Genomic DNA, 18,587 nt, shown 5'->3' with positions numbered 1-18,587 from the left:
ACGCACATCATGTAGTAGCGTTTGCGCCCGAAGACGCGCGAGAGCCACGCACTCAGCGGCAAGACAACGGCATTCGCAACCAGATAGGTTGTCAGCACCCATGTCGCTTCGTCGAAGCTCGATCCCAGCCCGCCGGCAATGTGCGGCAGCGAGACATTGGCGATCGAAGTGTCGAGCAACTCCATGAACGTGGCCAACGTCACGGTAATCGCCACCGCCCAGGGATTGATTGCGCGTGGCGTCGCTGCAACATCAACAGAAACCTGGGGACGGGTTAGTGTCGCTGTGCTCATGGGAAACTGATATGCTGAATACAGATTCGGTAGAGACCGATCGGTCGCAAATTTTCGTGGTGGATCGGTATGAGCACGTCGCTGACCAAAGGCGAAAAGACGCGGGACAAAATCATCCGCAAGGCCGCCGCTGTCTTCAATCTGCACGGATATTCAGGCACGAGCCTCTCCGAGCTGATGGAAGAGACTGGGCTCGAAAAAGGCGGCATCTATCGTCACTTTGAGAGCAAGGAAGAACTCGCTGTCGCCGCATTCGACTATGCCTGGTCTGAAATCAGGCTGAGACGCCGCATTGCGCTCGATGAAATTCCGACTCCCCTCGGTAAATTGCATGGCATGATTGACGGCTTCGCTGCCAAGCCATCGCCGGTCCCCGGCGGTTGCGCCTTGATGAATACGGCGATCGACGCAGATGACGGCAATCCTGCCTTGCGCGCCCACGCCCGCGAAGCGTTGCGCGAATGGCTTGATTATCTTGAAGCGCTTGTACGCCAGGGAATCAGACAAGACGAAATTGCTCGCGGTGTTTCACCCGCAGCCATCGCCTCGACCATTATCGCGACGCTCGAAGGAGCGTTGATGATATCGCGCCTCTCGGACGACCGCTCAGCACTCGATAATGCGCGCAAACACTTGCATACAATGCTCGACGGTATCGCAAGAAAAGCGGGCTAGTTTTTGACTCCGCGCGCACCCCGGATTCATCTATTTCATAACATAGATGAGCCCTGACACATCTGTACTCGACAATCCAATCTGGCATGCCCTCACATCGGCACATGCGCATTTGGCTGAAGGCGATGACCTTGCCCGGCGCTACCCAGTCGATATGGGTCCATTGACTGGAATGAAGGAACAAAGCACACAGGCCTATGCCTCGCTGGCAAAGATTCTCGGCCCGGACGATGTGTCCGTCTTATTTCTCGAATCACCCCCAACTCTGCCTGACGGCTGGCGTCTCCTCCAGTGCTTCCCGATGGAACAGATGATCGGCCTCGAGCCTCCGCAAATCAACCATCATGGCTTTGACATCAAGGAACTCGGCGCAGAAGACATCTCCGAGATGCGCAAGCTCGCCGAGGCAACAGAGCCGGGCCCATTTCGCAGGCGCACCATCGAACTCGGCGGATACAAAGGAATCCAAGCGGATGGCCAGCTTGCATCGATGGCTGGCCAGCGTTGCACCTTGACTAGTTTTATCGAAGTCAGCGCAGTCTGTACCTGGCCTGAGTTCCGAGGGCGGGGCTACGCCAATGCGCTTGTCTCAACCGTCGCAAATGGAATCTTCGCGCAAAACAAAACGCCATTTCTGGGCGTCCGTCAGGACAATGCCAATGCCATTCGCGTCTATGAAAAGGCCGGCTTCAGAATAAGGCGGGCGCTTTATGTGGTCGTGCTGAAGCGCCCGCTGTAGGCCGCGCCGCTGAAACTTATTGGCAGCCCGCACGTCTCCGTACTCAACCCAAGCGAAGCTCTGATATTCTTCCACTTCCCTTGATTACCCCTGGAGGAGGACATGTACGCATGTTGAACCGATGTCGCCGGCCGCTGTCGGCGTTGTTGTTAGTCATTGCCATCCCTACCTTTGCCGCTTACGCCGCAGACAAAGCCAAACCCAAACCCGCGGCCGAAAATACGGCCCCTTCCTACGAACAACCCCAGCCCGCTACTGAAAATCTTGATCTCAACATGTATCAGCGCATCCGCGAAGAAGGCCTGCTGCATTCCCACATAATGGAATATGCATCGGCGCTAACAGACGACATTGGCCCACGCCTGACTGGATCGCCCAACATGGCCAAGGCCAATGCCTGGACACGCGATCAGCTCACCGCAATGGGCTGCGTCAATGCGCACCTTGAAGACTGGGGCGAGTTCGGAATGGGCTGGCAGCAGCTCAATACCTGGGTACGCATGACCTCACCTGACACTGCTGTTTTCATTGCGCAGGCCACGCCATGGTCACCATCGACCAATGGAACCGTCAGCGGCGAGGCCGTTTCCGTCAACATCGAAAACGAGAAGGACTTCGACAAATACAGGGGCAAGCTCGCGGGAAAAATTGTGCTGCTCGGCGAGATGCGCGAAGTCCCGCCTGTCGATAAAGCTCTCTTTGAACGCTATTCAGACAAGGAACTTGAAGATCTCGCAGAGTTTCCGGTCACCAACCGTGCCGAGGCCGATTTTCAGGCGCGCCTGCAACGATACCTGCAGCGCTATCAGCTGGTCGATAAGATCGCGCAGTTCCTCACTGACGAAAAGGCTTTGGCGGTCATCCGGCCCAGTCGTGACGGCAAAACCGGTGGCGGCTCCGGCGGTACCATCTTTGACGACAACGGCGCAGCGCTGGGGCGCCAGCCCTATCTCGCCGACCACAAGGTAAAAGTCCCTGTGGTCGTCATGGCGATTGAGAGCTACGGTCGTGTCTACCGCCTGCTTGAGGCGCACGTTCCCGTCACGCTGGAAATGGATGTCGAAACCAAGTTCACCGGCGATCACGAACACGGCTTCGACACGGTAGCCGAAATACCCGGCACCGATCCCAAGCTGAAAGATGAACTTGTCATGGTCGGCGGCCATCTAGACAGCTGGATCGCCGGCACTGGCGCAACCGACAATGGCGCGGGATCGATCGTTGCCATGGAAGTGATGCGCATTCTCAAGGCGCTCAATGTGCAACCGCGTCGCACGATTCGCATTGCTTTATGGAGCGGCGAAGAAGAAGGACTCTTCGGCTCGCGCGGATACGTCAAGCAGCATTTCGGCTATGCTGCGCCGCTCAATACGCCCGATCAGGCCGCACTTCCCGAGTTCCTGCGCAAGACTGGGCCACTTGAAACCAAGCCGGAGCAGAAACTGGTCTCTGCGTATTTCAATGTGGACAATGGTTCTGGTAAAATCCGCGGGGTCTATCTGCAGGAGAACGCAGCCGTGGCGCCCATCTTTGCGCAGTGGATTGCTCCGCTCAAAGACCTCGGCGTGACCACACTCTCGATGCGGAACACCGGCGGCACCGACCATTTGTCGTTTGACGCCGTCGGCATTCCCGGCTTCCAGTTCATTCAGGACAGCCTCGACTACGAAAGCCGCACTCACCACTCCAATCAGGATGTCTACGAGCGCCTGCAACCGGGCGACCTGAAGCAGATTGCCACAGTCGAGGCCATCTTCGTCTATGATGCGGCTATGCGCGACCAGATGCTGCCCCGCAAGCCGCTGCCGCATCCGGAGCTACGCGATCAGCAGAATGCGCCGCTGCCTAACCTCTTCCCAGGCGCTGTTCCGCCGACGGAAGAAAAGAAGTAACCGCATAAAGGCGGAAGCTCTGACTTCCGCCTTATTTTCAGCTCTTCGCACCACAAAATTCATCCAGCCTCGATATCCCTAGTTATACTGGCGGCGATGAGCCGTAGTATAAAACTAAGCTTCTATCTGACCGCGCTGCTCTGCATGCTTGCAGCGCCCCACCTTCGCGCGCAGGAGCATCCGGTGAAAGTCGAGGAGCAGAAATCATTCAATGTCGTTGGCCTCGCTGTCCGCACCAACAATCAAACTGAGGCAACTGGTCAGGGCGAAATTCCCAAACTCTGGCAGCGATTTGTGCAGCAGAATGTTGCGGCTAGCATTCCCAACCGCGACGGGCAGAGTCTGATCGTCGTTTACACCGATTACGACAGCGATCAGACGGGCGAATACACCTACCTCATCGGCGCGCGCGTTACATCGACCGGGGACATTCCCGCCGGACTCACACTTAAAGAAGTTCCTGCCGGCTCTTATGCTGTGCTCAAAAGCGAAAATGGTCCTGTCCAGGAAATCCTGCCGAAAATCTGGCGGCAGATATGGTCGATGCCGCCTAAAGACCTCGGCGGCCAGCGCGCCTTTAAGGCTGATTACGAAGTTTACCCACCGGACTTCGACCCGCAGAACGTCCAAGTTGGGCTGCACATTGGATTGAAGTGACCAAGCTTATCGCACCGAGCCCCTACATCCGCCATTCGCGCCTACCTGCTAGCATGGAATAAGACCATAAATAAAGGCTTTGGCAGCAATCTCACCGTATGAACGCATCCGACAAAATCATCCGCGTCCAGCTCCCTGACGGCTCAGAAAAGCACCTTCCCGCAGGCACAACGCCACTCGATATAGCCAACGGCATTTCGCCGCGGCTCGCCTCAGCAGCTGTGGTTGCCCGCATCAAGCCTCTGAACGGGAACGTTGCCACAGTCGACACCGAAAACAGTGCTGAAGCCGCGATGTATGGCGCGGAAAACACGCAAGCCGAGCGACTCGTTGATCTGAGCACGCCTCTCGATGAAGATGTATCGCTGCAATTGCTGACTGAAAAAGATCCAGACACACTCAAGGTCGTGCGCCACTCTGGTGCGCATGTGCTTGCTACCGCGGTGCTTGAGCTCTTCCCCGAGACCAAGCTCGGTCACGGCCCTGCCACCGATTCAGGCTTTTTCTATGATTTCTACCGCCCCACGCCCTTTACTCCGGAAGACCTGAAGCTCATCGAAGGCCGAATGGCTGAGGTCGTCGCGCGCGATGAGAAATTCGTTCGCGAATGGGAGCCTCGCGAAGAAGGGCTGGAAAAATTCAAAGCCGGCAATGACTTCATGAAGGTGCATTTCGTGGAGAAGTTTACGAAGCCAGGCGACGAGATCTCACTCTACCGCAATGGAAGGTTCGTGGATTTTTGTCGCGGGCCGCATGTTCCATCTACCGGTCGCGTGAAGGCATTCAAAGTGATGAGCCTTTCCGGAGCCTACTGGCTCGGCGACGAGAAGAACCCGCAACTGCAGCGCATCTATGGCACGGCATTCTTTTCAAAGAAGGACCTGGACGAGTACCTCGAGCGAATTGAAGACGCAAAACGCCGCGATCATCGCCGCTTGGGAAAAGATCTGGAACTTTTCACCGTCAGTGAAGAAGTAGGGGCTGGTCTGCCCCTCTGGTTGCCCAAAGGCGCCACTATCCGCCGGCTGCTTGAGGAATACATCCTTGGCCTCGAGCGTGAGATGGGCTACGAGCACGTCTACACACCCAGTCTGGCCAAGGTTGATCTGTACGTCCGCTCCGGCCACTGGGCTCACTATCACGAGGACATGTTTCCTCCCATGGACCTCGAGACCGAGCAGATGGTGCTGCGGCCGATGAACTGCCCGCACCATATCCTCATCTACGAGTCGAAGCTGCGCAGTTATCGCGATCTGCCGGTGCGGCTCGCCGAGTTGGGCACCATGTATCGCTACGAGCGATCGGGCGCCTTGAGCGGACTCAGCCGAGTCCGCTGCATGACGCTCAACGACGCGCACATCTTCTGCTCGCCCGATCAGATCAAGGAAGAATTTTCCAATGTGATGAAGCTCGTAGAGCGTGCTTATCGCGATCTCGGCATCACGAAGTACAGCTATCGCCTATCGCTGCGCGATCCAGCAAACAAAGAGAAGTACGTCGATAACGACGAAATGTGGACGCTGGGAGAGCACGTGCTGCGCGAGGCCCTCGATTCGCTCGGCCTGCCGTACCGCGAGAGCAAGGGAGATGCGGCATTCTATGGCCCGAAGCTCGATATCCAGCTGGCCGATGTCATGGGCCATGAGGAAACCTATTCAACGGTCCAAGTGGATTTCCATCTACCCAATCAGTTTGAGCTGAAGTATACAGGCGCAGATGGCAATCCACATCGCCCAGTGATGATTCATCGCGCCATCGTCAGCACCATGGAGCGCATGGTTTCCTATTTAATCGAGATGTATGCCGGAGCCTTCCCGCTCTGGCTCGCGCCCGTGCAGATCGGATTTGTTCCCATCAGTGAGCGCCATCTTGAATACGCGAAAAAAGTACAGCAACAGTTACAAAATGCCGGCCTGCGTGTCGAGCTCGACAGCCGCAACGAGAAAATGAACGCAAAAATCCGGGATTTCACCCTGCAAAAGATCCCCTACGTTCTAGTCATGGGAGACAAAGAAGCTGAAGCCAACGCAGTGAGCGTGCGCACTCGTGGCAAAGGTGATCAGGGTTCTCAGCCGCTCTCAGCGTTCGCCGCAAAAATCCGGAAGCTGATTGAAGACAAATCGACGGAGTTGTAAAACCTATTAAGCCGTCTTTCTGACGAAAATTAGCGGTTTTGGCTCAAGCACACTCTGAAATTTGGCTGGGTTCAGAATATAGCGTCATAGTTTGATCAGCGTACGGCACAAACGGGTGCGCTCCATCCTATCGCCGCTCTTGTGGTAGGCGGGAAAGCAAGAACCCGAACACTGCGACTCCGAAAGGAGATAGCCCATGCGTTATCCCTACACTGCCATCCCCAACAGCGCGATCCCGCAAGCCGCCAATCCGCTTTACCAGCACCTGCTCGACACTTACGTAAGCGAGACCAACAAAGTCGTCTCCACCTGGCGCATCTTTTCCGACACCGACCTCGACTACAAACCGCACCGCAAATCCACTGATGTCCGCGACATCCTTAAGCATCAGCTGCTCTCCGAGCGCAGGTTCTTCGGCGAATTTCTCGGTACTCCGGAGCCACCACCTAAAGAAGTGCTTCCCGATGCTCTAACCATCGAAACCGCGTCAACACGTCTGGTCGAACTCGTCCTGAACCGCCTCTCCTTCTTCGCCCAGCAGGACACCGCCTGGTGGATGGAAACCGTCCCCTTCTTCGATGTTCAACGGCAGCGTATCTGGGTCTTCTGGCGGCGCATTTTGCACACTGCCCACCACCGCACTCAGCTCACTGTCTATCTGCGCCTGCTCGGTAAGGAAATCCCCTCAACTTACGGTCCGACCGCGGACAATACATGGCAAGGTGCCGACCCCACCAATTCAGTTGAAGCAGCGGGCCGACAGTAAGAGATTTTAGTATGCCTGCCAAGAGCAAAATTTATATGGTTCCTATTGCGGTCTTTCCGGCAAGGAGATATTCTGCGTGTCGATCACAAAAATGCATAAATCACTGACACGGGCCCAACTGAAGCCGTATGTAAAAGCGGCTCTGCTTTAATGCAAAACAAAGACACTGTGGCAAGAGAGAGGAATGCAGGCACGAATTTAATGGACAGGCGCTGCTTTGTTCAGAGGGCGGCCCTGTTGGTGGCTGGTTCGGCTTTTGGTTTATCCCAAACGGGTTGCGGCACCGAATTGCCTATACCCTGTCTGGGTCCGGCAGCGGCGCCGGTACGAGTCCCGGGCATGACTTACATCCGGGCATCCGAGATCGGGTGCGCTCTCGATTGCAACCTGGAAAACGGACACAACAAGTATACGGGCGGCTCTGCCACGGATGATGGACCGCGTATCAATGCGGCCATGGCAGGCGCGACAGCCAGCAATCCGATCACATTGATCATTGATGGAAGCGCCCTGATTTCTGGTTTGTTCCTTCCGGCTGGCGGGCATTGGAGCATTGCCGGGCTGGGCTGCGGCACAGGATTCTATATAAAGAAGGGCACCAACAACGACGGCATCCACAATGGACCTCCTGATGCGGCAGTCCTGTCCAATCCAGGACCGCCAGCTCCAGCGCGAGGAAAAAACGTCTCACTCAGCAACTTCACAGTGAATGGCAATCAGGGAGACGGCCATAACGGAGATTCGACAAGTGGAATGACACAGGGCACCGACAAAGCCTGGTATTTCGGTATCAACTTGATGAACCTGGACAACATCAGTATTGAAAGAGTGGTTGTGGTGAGTACCCCTGCATACCATATAAGGCTCTCGAATGTTGGAAATGTAATGGTGTCTGGATGCGTGATGAGGAGCTTTGGCCTGAGCAATGATGGACTCCATTTCGACGGGCCTGCCAACGATATTACGATTTCAAACTGTGATTTCACGACGAGCGACGATTCGATTGCGCTGAACTGTCCAGAGGGGTACTCGGGCAACATCTCGCGAGTTACTGTTAGCGGCTGCACATTTAATAGCTGGTCACTGATGCGGCTTTATACAACAAACGGAGGGCCTAATAGATTCACTATAGATCATGTGAGTGTGAGCAATTGCAGCGGCACGCTTTCGGAAGCCGCATTCCTGATTGGAATGGCCAATGGCAGTTACCCTAACTCTGTCGACTTTTTAACCATCTCAGATTGCAATTTAACAGCTCCCACAATCCTTGGTATCGCGGAAAACTTTGGAACTATCTCTCTTAGGAACGTTACCCTGGTACCATCCGCCCGATCAGGCGTTGACTGGAAATCGCCTCAGGCAAACCACATTTGTGGTTTTTTGCGGCCATCCCCCCTTTATGGCAACGTAACTTTCCTTGGATCGAGCCTGTCCTTTGATAGTTGTCGGATCTATCGGAGTACAGACATACAGGCCGCCGCCGTTATCCTAGAGAATAACTCAACTATTGACAATCTGGCCTTTAATGGATTCTCACTGCAGGATGCCGGATCCTATTCGCCAGTACCTGAACTGCTTAACATTGGATGGGGATCTGTTGGACAATTGGTGCTCAACTCGGTTGAAAGTAACACGATGAAGGCGTGTGTCTCTGCAGGTGGCTTCTCGAGCATCGGATCTGTTTGCGGTACAGGTGTGTTAGCAACAAACTGGGAATTTCCTGATGCCGTGATGGCCAATGAAGTTCCGTACATCTCGGCGAATTCGGGCTTGCCTTCGATAAAGGTTAACGGCGTGGTAGAGTCCTATGACCCCTAATTAGGTTTGGATCAATGCACGCAGTTGTCGTTTAGCACTTTTGGTCTTTTCAGGTTAGTGGAACGATCGAATGGGCCTGTCCTTGGATCGTATGAGTGTATCGCTGGTCATCAAGCCACGAGCCTTGTATCACTGATCTAGCAGCGTTTAGTACGTCTTGAACAGTAATATCCCACATACAGGCGCTCTCTTGTGCCGCAATACATTTCTCAGGAATATGTCTCCGATAGCTGTTAATGCATGGACTGCAAGGCTGAGACGTCCAATAAACGAAGGCAGCATGCGGCCCTATTGGAGCCCAACATGCCGGAGTGTTCGGACCAAATAAACCTACGGTTGGGGTACCTATGGCTGCCGCAAAATGCATTATGCCCGTGTCGCCACTGATCAGAAGATCGCAGTGTCGCAAAAGAGCTCCTGTACGGTCGAGCCCACCAAGGTCGGCAGCGTCCACTGTGTTTCCGGGGAAGCACCTACGGAACTCGTCGAAGAGTGCCCTCTCGCCCTTAGCTCCGGTCAAGACAACTGTGATTCCCGGCTGGAGTTTGTCTATCGCTACTGCCAAGTCTGCGAAGCGCTCTGCAGGCCAACGACGATACTGAGCGCTGGGTCCGACCCCGAGATGCATTGCGACCACCGGCCCTCTTTTGTCGATACCGACATTGGCATTCCACCATTCATGAAACCACACCTCGGCCTCAGTGGAAATGGGGAGAGGAATGGTCATCAATGATGTTGGAAGATCGGAATCCAGCACTCGACCGAGTCGCACAAAAGCATTCCACATCAGTTCACCTTCCTGAAGTTGGACGGAGTGAGTGAACATCTGACCACGCGCATTGGGTTTCGACGGCAGGAAGCCGAGACGAACAGGGATTGACGTTGCCCTGGTAAACGCTGCTGTGAGCAAAGAGTGTTGCTCGAAATCAAGGATTGCGTCATATCGGCGGCTTCGGATCTCCTTGAGAATCGACAATGCTTTGGGCATGCCGTCTGCGTCCGGCGAATACATCAGCACGTTGCCGGAACGCCCTATAGTCATCATTTCCACTGTGCGTTTCTCAACAAGAAAGTCAAAGATCATGGATGGATGGCGTTCCTGAAGACGCTCTACCAGGGACCGTGCCAGAACAGCTTCTCCCATGCCACCAAACTTAAGGACCAGGATTCTTCGCGGCCGCGCGCGAAGCGGCCGACCATTCACCATAGGAAGCAGCGGAGCAGAGAGCGCGAGCAACCTTTCAATTATTTGGTGAACGACACGGTACCGATACTCAGATCTATACATGAGGCAAGCCTATCGAAATTGAATATAAATCAAATCCGATCGGCACCAGCGTATCGCGCTCGCGATCTCAAGACAAAGCGGCATGGAGCAATGGTCCCGACGAAGACCAAGAGTAAAGTGCAGAGGCACCTTCGAGCCTATGCGTTGTCGTGACGTTAATACGCCTGCCATACATTCACTCTTTAGCCATTAGGCGTGGCAAAGCCACTTGAACGCAAACCCATGATATGCGCATATAGATTTATATGGAGATCGGCAATGTTTGTCCATTCAAATGCTTCGGCGTACTTATATGTTCGTAATGAATATTGAAGCCATTTTGCTCGGTCCCGTGTTAATTCTTCAATTGCTTGAAGGGCAGCGTTTGGGGTCTGGCCAATCAGAGTGGCGTTCAGTATCTCCTGTGTAGTTTGGGGACCTTTAGTTGTGATGCAAACCGCTCCTGCCGCAAGAGCCGCCTTTAAAGAGCCGCGCCGCTCGGATGCCCCATCGGGATATGGCAAATAAGCAAAAGCGGTCTTTCCAAGGAGGACTGCTACCTCATCTTCAGTAAGATCAATAGACCAATCTATTGGAAGATCCTTGGTAGATTGAAGCAAATTGCCGGCATAAGCAACAAGCTCTCTAACGGCATGCACAATCCTACCTATGACCCGAATTCTATACGGAAGACGTTGAGCTTTTACAACCGCAGCTAATTTAATAACGTCTTCTATTCCTTTCTTCGGGACAATAAGCCCAAAATAAACAATTTCCTGGAAATGTCTCTTCTCCAAAGTCGACGTGTCCTTCTGGATATTACTTCCTATAGGAATCACCTGGGATCGACGCACCAAAAAAGGCATCTTTGCAATTGCATTCTGTCGTTCATATTCGGTCGTAAATATAACCTGCGATCGTAGGCAAAACGGTATACTGGCAACCCTTCGCAGTAAATGGACATGACTAAATTCGTGAAGCGTTACAACAACATCCCTTATTAAGGAAATAGCGGGTGGCCCTAGGTGTTTTGCATATCCAAGACCCGGATACTGAATATGAACAATATCGAAAGCTCCCGATCTTAACCGTCGGAGGACATCAGCAACGTGAAACAGCTTCCAATCCTGATCTGTAAGCACCTCCACTGATAGGCCCTTTTCGATGAGAGCGTTCATCAGTTTATGCGTGTAATCACCTATACCGCATACAGCGGGGGGAAACGATCCACAAACAAGTACAAGCCTCATATCGCGGCTTCTCTGGATATAGTCTTCTGTCTCCGAATATCCTCTTGCCTAACATAAACTGTGCACGCAATGGCTACACCAGTAACAAGCCAGAAGTGACCAAATACATATCCGAAACCGGTCAGTGCATTCGCGACCATCATTACTATAAAACTGACGACCCACATCCCTTTATTTAACATAGGGTCTGCCCGCAGTTTTACATAGTGATAGCCTCGTTTCATCATCACCCCGACAAAGTAGATAAATGCTAATGTGCCTAAAATACCTACGTTCGCCAATAACTTAAACACCAGATCATGCGAGGTGACACTACCCCATCCCACGCCCAGTATAGGATAGTCGCTAAAATAATTCGCAGCATAAGTAATCGTCTTAAGTCTCTCTAGGCCGGAATAACTGGCAGCTTTCGACAAAAGCATCGTTGTAAGTAAGCCGCGAAACGCACCACTGATCAGATATAAAACACCTGTAGCCATGCCCAAACCGGTGATCCACACCACAATGTAAGCCGTGGTTTTCCTACGGTGCACAACTGACGCCTTTGTCATTACCTGCCATCCTAATACTGCACAGATAACGATTCCTAACGGAGCAACCGGAGAAAAGGTAAGAATCAACGCCAGCAGCAAAATGCTTGCCATCATTCTATCTTTTGATCTCGAAAATACACATCCAATATTCATAATAGCTGGAAGTGTCAATGGGAGAATCGATAGCAAAACCTGGACTAAAATCGACGGTTCAACTGCGACGGAGGAAACTCTGTGCAGATTTATGCTATCAAGCGTGGTGTCAGGCCCTGACACTGAAGCGCTTAAATTATTATTAAATAATGCCGTCGGATATGGTAAGTTTAGCACATTGCTCGCGAGCTGATAAATTCCCCATAAGGCAACAAATACTCCAGTACCGAGATAGAGTTTTGATATTCTCCTTATTCCATTTACTTCCAGGCACTTATGCGCAATCAACAGAGCAAGTGAGCTACCAAATAGTATGTATAAAAGGGCGGTGAAATTCTGTGAGGTGAGATATAAAGGAGTTGTCGTATCGTCAAGAAGCAATGGCGCCATCAAGGCAAGAGAGCCGTTTATATAGAGCGGCATCACGAGAGATAAGCAGCAGATCAACGCAAATATGCCCAGGCCTCTCGCAGACGACAAAATCCCTCTGTTCGCGTCGAAACGCAAATTCCACACCATTGAGAGGCACTTACGTAATAGCCAAAGCAATCCAAAAAACATCCAAATCTGGATCCCGGACGCATTGTCGCCAGAGCCCACATTGGCTATCACAGAATCAGAAAAAGGAGCCGAGATCACAAATAATCTAAAGGCCCATTCTTCTGATGCAAGCGCCACAAGGAGACCGAGCGGCACCAACAGGCACCCTAACAGAGTCATAGCTTCTTTACGCCAGACGCACCTGCGCTGGAGCAGGTCGCCTCTAAGATAGCTGCTTGATTACGTAATACGGCACAATAACCCAGATATTTTAATAACATCGTATATCTATCGTTTCCGGCAATATGCAATGTAATGCGAAACAACATATGTAGCAGCGTGAGCTTACGATCGGCAGGATTATAGTTCCTCGAATCGTATTTGTGACTCGAATCTTTTGCCCCAATAAGGCCTTTCCGCCGAGCTAGCTTGTAGAATGCCCCTTTCGCATCAAAAGGCCGCTCTAAACGCACACCGGAATTCAACAGAGACGCATAGACCCTTCTAGCAAGAAGGGAGACGGGCGTACCATCTGTAAACTTGCCGAATGAGTAATCGTATTCCTTTATATCCTGAGTATTGTGTTGGACGCATTTCTTATATTCACTGAAGAGGTCCTTCAGGTCTGGCCGCTCGGCAAAAGTCAGTTTCGTTCTAGACTTTGATGATATGTTATCTCCATCTGATAATTCTACTCCGCTGTAATGAAAGAAAATTAATGGTATGTCTTTATTTACTAACCACCCTGTGGTATCTGATGCAAGCCGGCGTTCGAACAGGTTCCAGTAAGCTACATTGCATCCAGCATGTTTTAGAGTAAGGACCTTGTCAAAAAATACCGGGGCCAGATTTACCCATTTTTGATCTACAAAGAGTCCTGTCCGCGCTTCCGAGTAACCGAGCGATAAACACCTTTCTTCCCACCAATCCAAAAATGCGATAGTTTCAGGCTTGGCTGATACAGCCACAAAGCCAAGATTATAAACTCCAAGGGAAAGAAAGGCCTGTTCTAGGCTTCTATCGTGATCAGGGGTAGGAGAAACGCAATGAGGAGTAAAGATTATATTGTAGTCTTCTAGTAGCTCATAAATAAACCCGACCTCATGATAGACATAAATGTCGGGATCGAAATATAAGACTTTTTCTGCGCCGAGTGCCAGAAGGTACTTCAAGAATGACGGCTTTACATTGGTATTTAGTTCAAGTAAATCATATTTAAATGAAATCTGCTCAATATCAGGCAGATTCAACTGCGATAATGTAATCAAATGTAGATTGTCTTGTGTTATAGATAAGTCAGTCGGCATCGTGTCAACCAATAGCACAAAAAATGGACAATCCGGATGATGCGCGACAAAAGATTCGTATAGTGTACGCGCGTATGGAAGATAATTTAATGAAATAATTGTACAAGCAACTCGCTTCATCGAGTCGTCACCCACTCCCTACGGCTAACATCATATTGCTTTCTTATCACAAAAGGATTCCCAGTAACTATACTAAATGGAGGAATATCACCTCGGATTGTCGTATTAGCACCAACAACGGAGCCCTCGCCAATGGATGATCCCGGAGTGACAACCACGCCATCGGCCAGCCACACATTGCGGCCAATTGTAACAACTCTGTTGTGATCTAAAGGACGCCGACTAGGTGGATCATAGGGTGAACTATAAGGATCGCTGTATTGACCATGATTATGGTCGATAACCGTTACGTTGCTGCCAAATAAGCAGTCGTCCCCGATCACAACATAGTTCGTTGCGGCAATATGAACACCTCGGCTCATATGCACACGATCTCCAATAACAATTCGAGGAGTGAAACTCTGTTGATTATAATGGGTGACGGCTTCAAGCCATAGGCCTGCACCTGCATGAAAATCTCTACCGATTTGCATACAGCACAGCCCTTTAATAATGGACTTTTGTCCAACACGAAAACCTCTGGTTCGAAGTTTGCGGCCTAGGATCCAACCCCTCAATGACATCACGGCGCGCACCCAGACTTCCTGGGCTAGTAAATACCATCCATTCACACTTACGAATTCCCAAATTTTGTTCATCCGGCAAATTCGACTCCCCTAGATTCGCAATAAAGGGCTACCTAGCATTTTATCTATCTTGTTCACGGCCAGCACCATCCAAAACCAAAGCCTTCCCATCGTTCGAGGCATTCTGATAATTGGAAAATCGAAGAGCCAGTAACGGATATTTTGTCCAAATACTGGTCCTAGAACTTGGTGTGGGTTTTCCTGGGCGAAATTGCTGGAGCCCAGCTTGTGACTTAAAAGGAAAGAAGGAAAAAATCGTTGTAGCACACCATGAATGATTACCCGCTTGACGCGTTCTGAAGTCAGCCACGTTTCAGTAACTTTCTGGAAGCCCGGACCAAACACTTTGAAGAGGGCGTACCCGCCGGTATTATTAGCCAAAGTTGCGACTAAGCGATCATGAATCACAAGACTGCGTTGATGATGCTCCAATGCGGTATAAACCCACCCTAACTGAACGAGATTAGTTCCGACTAAATCGGTGAATTTGCGTGAAGAGTGTGCTCTGACACGATCTCTATTTATGATATTTCCACTAATGAAAGTGAAATACACATGTATATAACAAGCCAAATCCTCTGCATGGTCGAAAACAGTGACCCCTTTGTGCGCGGGCGGGATCTTAGGTGTATAGGGCCCCTTGAAGCCTTCAGCCTTCACAAAAACAAGATCATACTCTTCACCGGATTGAAGATGACTGAGCACTCTCTCTAACCCTGTAGGCTCGATAACATCATCATCCCCAAAGATCCAAACATATTTACCATTTGCTTTCTCGAAGCATTGCAAAAAATTGGCGTCTGGACCGATGTTGCTTTCGTTGCGAATATACCGGCAAGACATTCCCTGGGCGATAAAAGATTTGACAACAGCCGGAGTATCATCCGATGAGGAATTGTCAGAAATCATCAGTTCGACGAGAGGCTTATTTATCAATTGCGGCGCCAAAACTTTTAACAATTGTGCCAAATACATGCTTCGGTTATAAGTGGGAATGGCGATTGTTAGCAGCGGCTGCTCACTGTGCATGCCATAATCTCCGATATTTAAAGAAGGTATATGTGCCCAGAGGCAGCCCCATCAGTAGTCCGACCATCAGCGTCCCGGTGACCATGCCGAACGCTCCGTAAGCTCTTCCCAAGAAGTACGTTGAGCACCCAACAAGAACTGCTCCCAGAACTGAATTTAGAAGAAATTTTTCCTGTTTGTGCGCTCTCAGATAAAGAGCCTGCGCGAAGACTATGTTATTGAGCATTGTACCGATAAGGAGAATTCCCAAAGAACTCGGACTTAATATCCTGTTCGCGATTCGGAGATGGGCCCAATTTAGATATATTGCGATGCCCCACGCTAGCGCAGAACCCACCGCGCAAACTGTAAAAGACTGCGTCAGCGTTCGAAAAAAGACATGGTCAAGCTGAGCATACTCCTTTCGGGCAATCATCGAACCGAATGGCGCTGCTTTGGTGTTCATCCAAGAAATGGAAATAGACTGAATAGCGCTCGCTAAACTTAGGGACATGCCCATCTGCCCCGCTGCGACAGCACCCTGATAGGCAAACAACACGGGATTATAAAGCTGAAAAATAAAGTAGCCACACAACCAGCTAACTGCAATACGCCACTGAAAGGACCAGACCTCGGATCCCCAGTGAATGCGGTGAAGCCCAACACGGTATCTCAGAAGGCCGAGAAGCAGCCTGCGCCGTCGAAACAGCCAGGTGCCAGAAACACAAATATTGCCGAGAATCATCATGGCGGGAGTAAAAAGACCGCGATGAGAGATCAGAGCTATCCAGGCCAACGCATTGCCAATCGCGACCTGGCCAAAACGAACGCGGGCAATATTCGCTACATAACCACATCCCTCCATAAATGAGAGTACTGGGTCAAGCTGAAAGGTAATTGCGGCCGCTATTGCGGTAGCGTACCAAGGAAGGCGCCAATGCACTGGGGTAGCCGTCTGGCTGTGAGTCAAGAAAAAATGGCTTCCTGCGAGAATCAGAAAGATGGCTAACAGAATTGCTGCGCTCGAATACCAGCGGACTGCCTTCTGAAGAATAGAAGCCAGCCGAGCATGAGCTATCTTATCTCCGCTAATCTCGCCGGCGGAAGAAATGGTCAAATGGGCGCGTTCGTGACTGGCTAACTGCAGGATGACGAACGAAAAGCCCAACTCAAAAACAATCTGTAGCGCAACCAGGCTTCCAAAAGTATAGTAGTACCCCTGCTCTGCTGGGGTTAGAAAATGAGCAATAAGAATTAGCGTAGCTAACCCGGCGAAGCTTGCCCAGACACGCGCCAGAACCGTGAAAGCAATCGGCCTATCAACTCCCAGCTTGGTGCGCAGCAAATGGAACACGCGTCTGCGCTGCGATTCAAACCAGCCTGGGTCCGCTATTTCATTTGAAATTTGCGGCATCAAAAATGCCTCGATATGTCAGGCGGCGAAGAGAAATTCAGTGGATCTTCTCCTAATTTTTGGGCGTCGATTGTATTTAGATTGTATTGATTCCTGGAAATGGATTCTAGATTGCAGCCGGAACATCAACTTCAATTTTTAGACACTCGTCGCGTCGAATACCATTGCGCGATAAGAACACATCAATGCTGCTTCAGCCGCTCCCGCGGTATGGCACAGCAGATGAGATCCCAACCTTCGGATCCTCCAGGACGTAGAAAGAACGCATAGTCGCTGCAAAGCTGCTGGAGAGCCAACGGAACCCGCCAGAGGTGGTCTTGTTTATGGTAGGCGCTAACTGCCAGCACCGGACGGCTGCGTGCAATCACCTCGCGGGCTCCCTCCAGTGCATCCAGCTCAGCCCCTTCGATGTCAAATTTGATCAATGTGGGTGTGGAATTCCGAAGGGCTTCATCCAACGTGACACACTCCACTGCAATCGAGCCACTTCCAGATTTTGACTGGTCCGTGCCGTCGGAGTTGAAATAAACGGTCTCGCTCCTGGCGCCGAGTGCTTGAGGATGCGCAACGATTTTGCGCCGAATTGACTCCGGAAACTGTTCGAGCCGTCGCTGTAACTTTTCCGAATTCAGCGGGTCTGGCTCGAACGCGACAATCGAACCAAAAGATTCACCATTTTGACGAATGAACTGTGCCACCGTGTCTCCATCGAACGCACCACAGTCTATGAAAACTTCATCAGCTCTAAGATCAAGCAGGTCCCGAGGGAAGTAGTGGTCTGCATCGTCCGGCAGACTTAGTCCGTCGTAATTCAAGAGCACACGAAACGCCACTTGCGCCACGTACTCACGTCGCGAGGTATCTTCACAGAAGAGGTGAAATCCCGCCTTGACGTCATCTGCAGACTGTAGCGCCTTATGAGGAAGATCCAAGGGGAAATAGGGAAGAAAAGTCTCGGGGTATTTCCAGAATAATAGTGGGGCAGGCGCTACGTACCGGCAACCGATGTTCAACAATTGCTGAATTCGTTGAGACATTCGGTCCTTTGCCTGCGCGCTCCAGATCGTCACCAGAAACAAAGCGTCTCGGCCAAAACGTGCTGCTGCCATGGACGGGGAGTACACCGGTATTCCCTCAATAGAGGTGCCCGCCAGCGCAGGATTGTTGTCCGCAAAGGCCAATGGGGCCAATCCGATGCTGGCCATCTTGCTCTGTACGAGTTTGCCGAAGCCGCCGGCGCCGAAAAGGACAAATCGGCCGCCGGACTCTTGAGCCACGCGGTCGAATGCCGCACGCTCTCGCTGCATAGCTTCATGGGGCGATTCATTCAAGACGCTGCATAATTCCACTTCAAAAGTATCTATACTCATCGCTTGTGGTTCTGTATTCACGTA

At 51.5% G+C, this 18,587-nt stretch carries 16 protein-coding genes; 7 read left to right on the top strand and 9 right to left on the bottom strand.

Annotation, left to right across the window (positions count from 1 at the left end):
- On the bottom strand, positions 1–293 hold a 293-nt coding region (locus VEV40_RS18560), incomplete at its 3' end, for an MFS transporter (protein ID WP_324834492.1).
- 69 nt (positions 294–362) lie between these two features.
- Between VEV40_RS18560 and VEV40_RS18555 the strand changes: the two genes are divergently transcribed.
- From VEV40_RS18555 to VEV40_RS18525, 7 genes are all read left to right on the top strand, one after another.
- A complete protein-coding gene (locus tag VEV40_RS18555) occupies positions 363–968 on the top strand; it encodes a TetR/AcrR family transcriptional regulator (protein WP_324834491.1) in 606 nt (201 codons plus the stop codon).
- 46 nt (positions 969–1,014) lie between these two features.
- Positions 1,015–1,707 (top strand): GNAT family N-acetyltransferase, encoded by a 693-nt coding sequence (locus VEV40_RS18550; protein WP_324834490.1) that lies wholly within the window; start codon positions 1,015–1,017, stop codon positions 1,705–1,707.
- A gap of 110 nt (positions 1,708–1,817) precedes the next feature.
- Positions 1,818–3,599 (top strand): M20/M25/M40 family metallo-hydrolase, encoded by a 1,782-nt coding sequence (locus VEV40_RS18545; protein WP_324834489.1) that lies wholly within the window; start codon positions 1,818–1,820, stop codon positions 3,597–3,599.
- A gap of 96 nt (positions 3,600–3,695) precedes the next feature.
- Positions 3,696–4,256, top strand: a complete 561-nt coding sequence (locus VEV40_RS18540) for a GyrI-like domain-containing protein (protein WP_324834488.1) — start codon at positions 3,696–3,698, stop codon at positions 4,254–4,256.
- A gap of 98 nt (positions 4,257–4,354) precedes the next feature.
- On the top strand, positions 4,355–6,391 hold the full coding sequence (gene thrS, locus VEV40_RS18535; RefSeq protein WP_324834486.1) for a threonine--tRNA ligase: 2,037 nt from the start codon (positions 4,355–4,357) through the stop codon (positions 6,389–6,391).
- A 196-nt stretch (positions 6,392–6,587) separates the two neighbouring features.
- On the top strand, positions 6,588–7,157 hold the full coding sequence (locus tag VEV40_RS18530) for a DinB family protein (RefSeq protein ID WP_324834485.1): 570 nt from the start codon (positions 6,588–6,590) through the stop codon (positions 7,155–7,157).
- Positions 7,158–7,307: 150 nt separating this feature from the next.
- The gene (locus tag VEV40_RS18525) at positions 7,308–8,975 is read left to right on the top strand and encodes a hypothetical protein (protein WP_324834483.1); all 1,668 of its coding nucleotides are present in this window, start codon (positions 7,308–7,310) and stop codon (positions 8,973–8,975) included.
- Positions 8,976–9,024: 49 nt separating this feature from the next.
- Here the strand turns inward: VEV40_RS18525 and VEV40_RS18520 are convergent, their stop codons facing one another.
- The 8 genes from VEV40_RS18520 to VEV40_RS18485 all read right to left on the bottom strand — a co-directional run bounded on the left by VEV40_RS18520 (position 9,025) and on the right by VEV40_RS18485 (position 18,584).
- Positions 9,025–10,059, bottom strand: a complete 1,035-nt coding sequence (locus VEV40_RS18520; protein ID WP_324834482.1) for a glycosyltransferase family 9 protein — start codon at positions 10,057–10,059, stop codon at positions 9,025–9,027.
- Between the two features lie 386 nt (positions 10,060–10,445).
- On the bottom strand, positions 10,446–11,420 hold the full coding sequence (locus VEV40_RS18515) for a hypothetical protein (RefSeq protein ID WP_324834481.1): 975 nt from the start codon (positions 11,418–11,420) through the stop codon (positions 10,446–10,448).
- A 68-nt stretch (positions 11,421–11,488) separates the two neighbouring features.
- Complete coding sequence (locus tag VEV40_RS18510) at positions 11,489–12,898, bottom strand: hypothetical protein (protein ID WP_324834480.1); 1,410 nt, start codon at positions 12,896–12,898, stop codon at positions 11,489–11,491.
- Positions 12,895–14,145, bottom strand: a complete 1,251-nt coding sequence (locus VEV40_RS18505; protein WP_324834478.1) for a group 1 glycosyl transferase — start codon at positions 14,143–14,145, stop codon at positions 12,895–12,897. The genes VEV40_RS18510 and VEV40_RS18505 overlap by 4 nt, the downstream gene beginning before the upstream one ends.
- Positions 14,142–14,783: a DapH/DapD/GlmU-related protein gene (locus VEV40_RS18500; protein WP_324834477.1), complete on the bottom strand. Its 642-nt coding sequence runs from the start codon at positions 14,781–14,783 to the stop codon at positions 14,142–14,144. Before VEV40_RS18500 ends, VEV40_RS18505 begins: the two co-directional genes overlap by 4 nt.
- A gap of 18 nt (positions 14,784–14,801) precedes the next feature.
- Positions 14,802–15,800: a glycosyltransferase family 2 protein gene (locus VEV40_RS18495; protein WP_324834475.1), complete on the bottom strand. Its 999-nt coding sequence runs from the start codon at positions 15,798–15,800 to the stop codon at positions 14,802–14,804.
- Complete coding sequence (locus VEV40_RS18490) at positions 15,790–17,193, bottom strand: hypothetical protein (RefSeq protein WP_324834474.1); 1,404 nt, start codon at positions 17,191–17,193, stop codon at positions 15,790–15,792. The genes VEV40_RS18495 and VEV40_RS18490 overlap by 11 nt, the downstream gene beginning before the upstream one ends.
- Positions 17,194–17,375: 182 nt before the next feature.
- Positions 17,376–18,584, bottom strand: coding sequence for an FkbM family methyltransferase (locus tag VEV40_RS18485; protein WP_324834473.1), 1,209 nt, complete (start codon positions 18,582–18,584; stop codon positions 17,376–17,378).
- Between the last annotated feature and the right edge of the window lie 3 nt (positions 18,585–18,587).

Origin of the sequence: Alloacidobacterium sp. (assembly GCF_035631355.1) — a bacterium.
Classification (GTDB): domain Bacteria; phylum Acidobacteriota; class Terriglobia; order Terriglobales; family Acidobacteriaceae; genus Alloacidobacterium.
This window is presented reverse-complemented; position numbering and strand designations above follow the sequence as displayed.

Coding starts and splice junctions, on each gene's coding strand:
- VEV40_RS18555 (WP_324834491.1), top strand. CDS start 363: ATGAGCACGTCGCTGACCAAAGGCGAAAAGACGCGGGACAAAATCATC.
- VEV40_RS18550 (WP_324834490.1), top strand. CDS start 1,015: ATGAGCCCTGACACATCTGTACTCGACAATCCAATCTGGCATGCCCTC.
- VEV40_RS18545 (WP_324834489.1), top strand. CDS start 1,818: ATGTTGAACCGATGTCGCCGGCCGCTGTCGGCGTTGTTGTTAGTCATT.
- VEV40_RS18540 (WP_324834488.1), top strand. CDS start 3,696: ATGAGCCGTAGTATAAAACTAAGCTTCTATCTGACCGCGCTGCTCTGC.
- thrS (WP_324834486.1), top strand. CDS start 4,355: ATGAACGCATCCGACAAAATCATCCGCGTCCAGCTCCCTGACGGCTCA.
- VEV40_RS18530 (WP_324834485.1), top strand. CDS start 6,588: ATGCGTTATCCCTACACTGCCATCCCCAACAGCGCGATCCCGCAAGCC.
- VEV40_RS18525 (WP_324834483.1), top strand. CDS start 7,308: ATGCAAAACAAAGACACTGTGGCAAGAGAGAGGAATGCAGGCACGAAT.
- VEV40_RS18520 (WP_324834482.1), bottom strand. CDS start 10,059: ATGATCTTTGACTTTCTTGTTGAGAAACGCACAGTGGAAATGATGACT.
- VEV40_RS18515 (WP_324834481.1), bottom strand. CDS start 11,420: ATGAACGCTCTCATCGAAAAGGGCCTATCAGTGGAGGTGCTTACAGAT.
- VEV40_RS18510 (WP_324834480.1), bottom strand. CDS start 12,898: ATGACTCTGTTAGGGTGCCTGTTGGTGCCGCTCGGTCTCCTTGTGGCG.
- VEV40_RS18505 (WP_324834478.1), bottom strand. CDS start 14,145: ATGAAGCGAGTTGCTTGTACAATTATTTCATTAAATTATCTTCCATAC.
- VEV40_RS18500 (WP_324834477.1), bottom strand. CDS start 14,783: ATGAACAAAATTTGGGAATTCGTAAGTGTGAATGGATGGTATTTACTA.
- VEV40_RS18495 (WP_324834475.1), bottom strand. CDS start 15,800: ATGCACAGTGAGCAGCCGCTGCTAACAATCGCCATTCCCACTTATAAC.
- VEV40_RS18490 (WP_324834474.1), bottom strand. CDS start 17,193: ATGCCGCAAATTTCAAATGAAATAGCGGACCCAGGCTGGTTTGAATCG.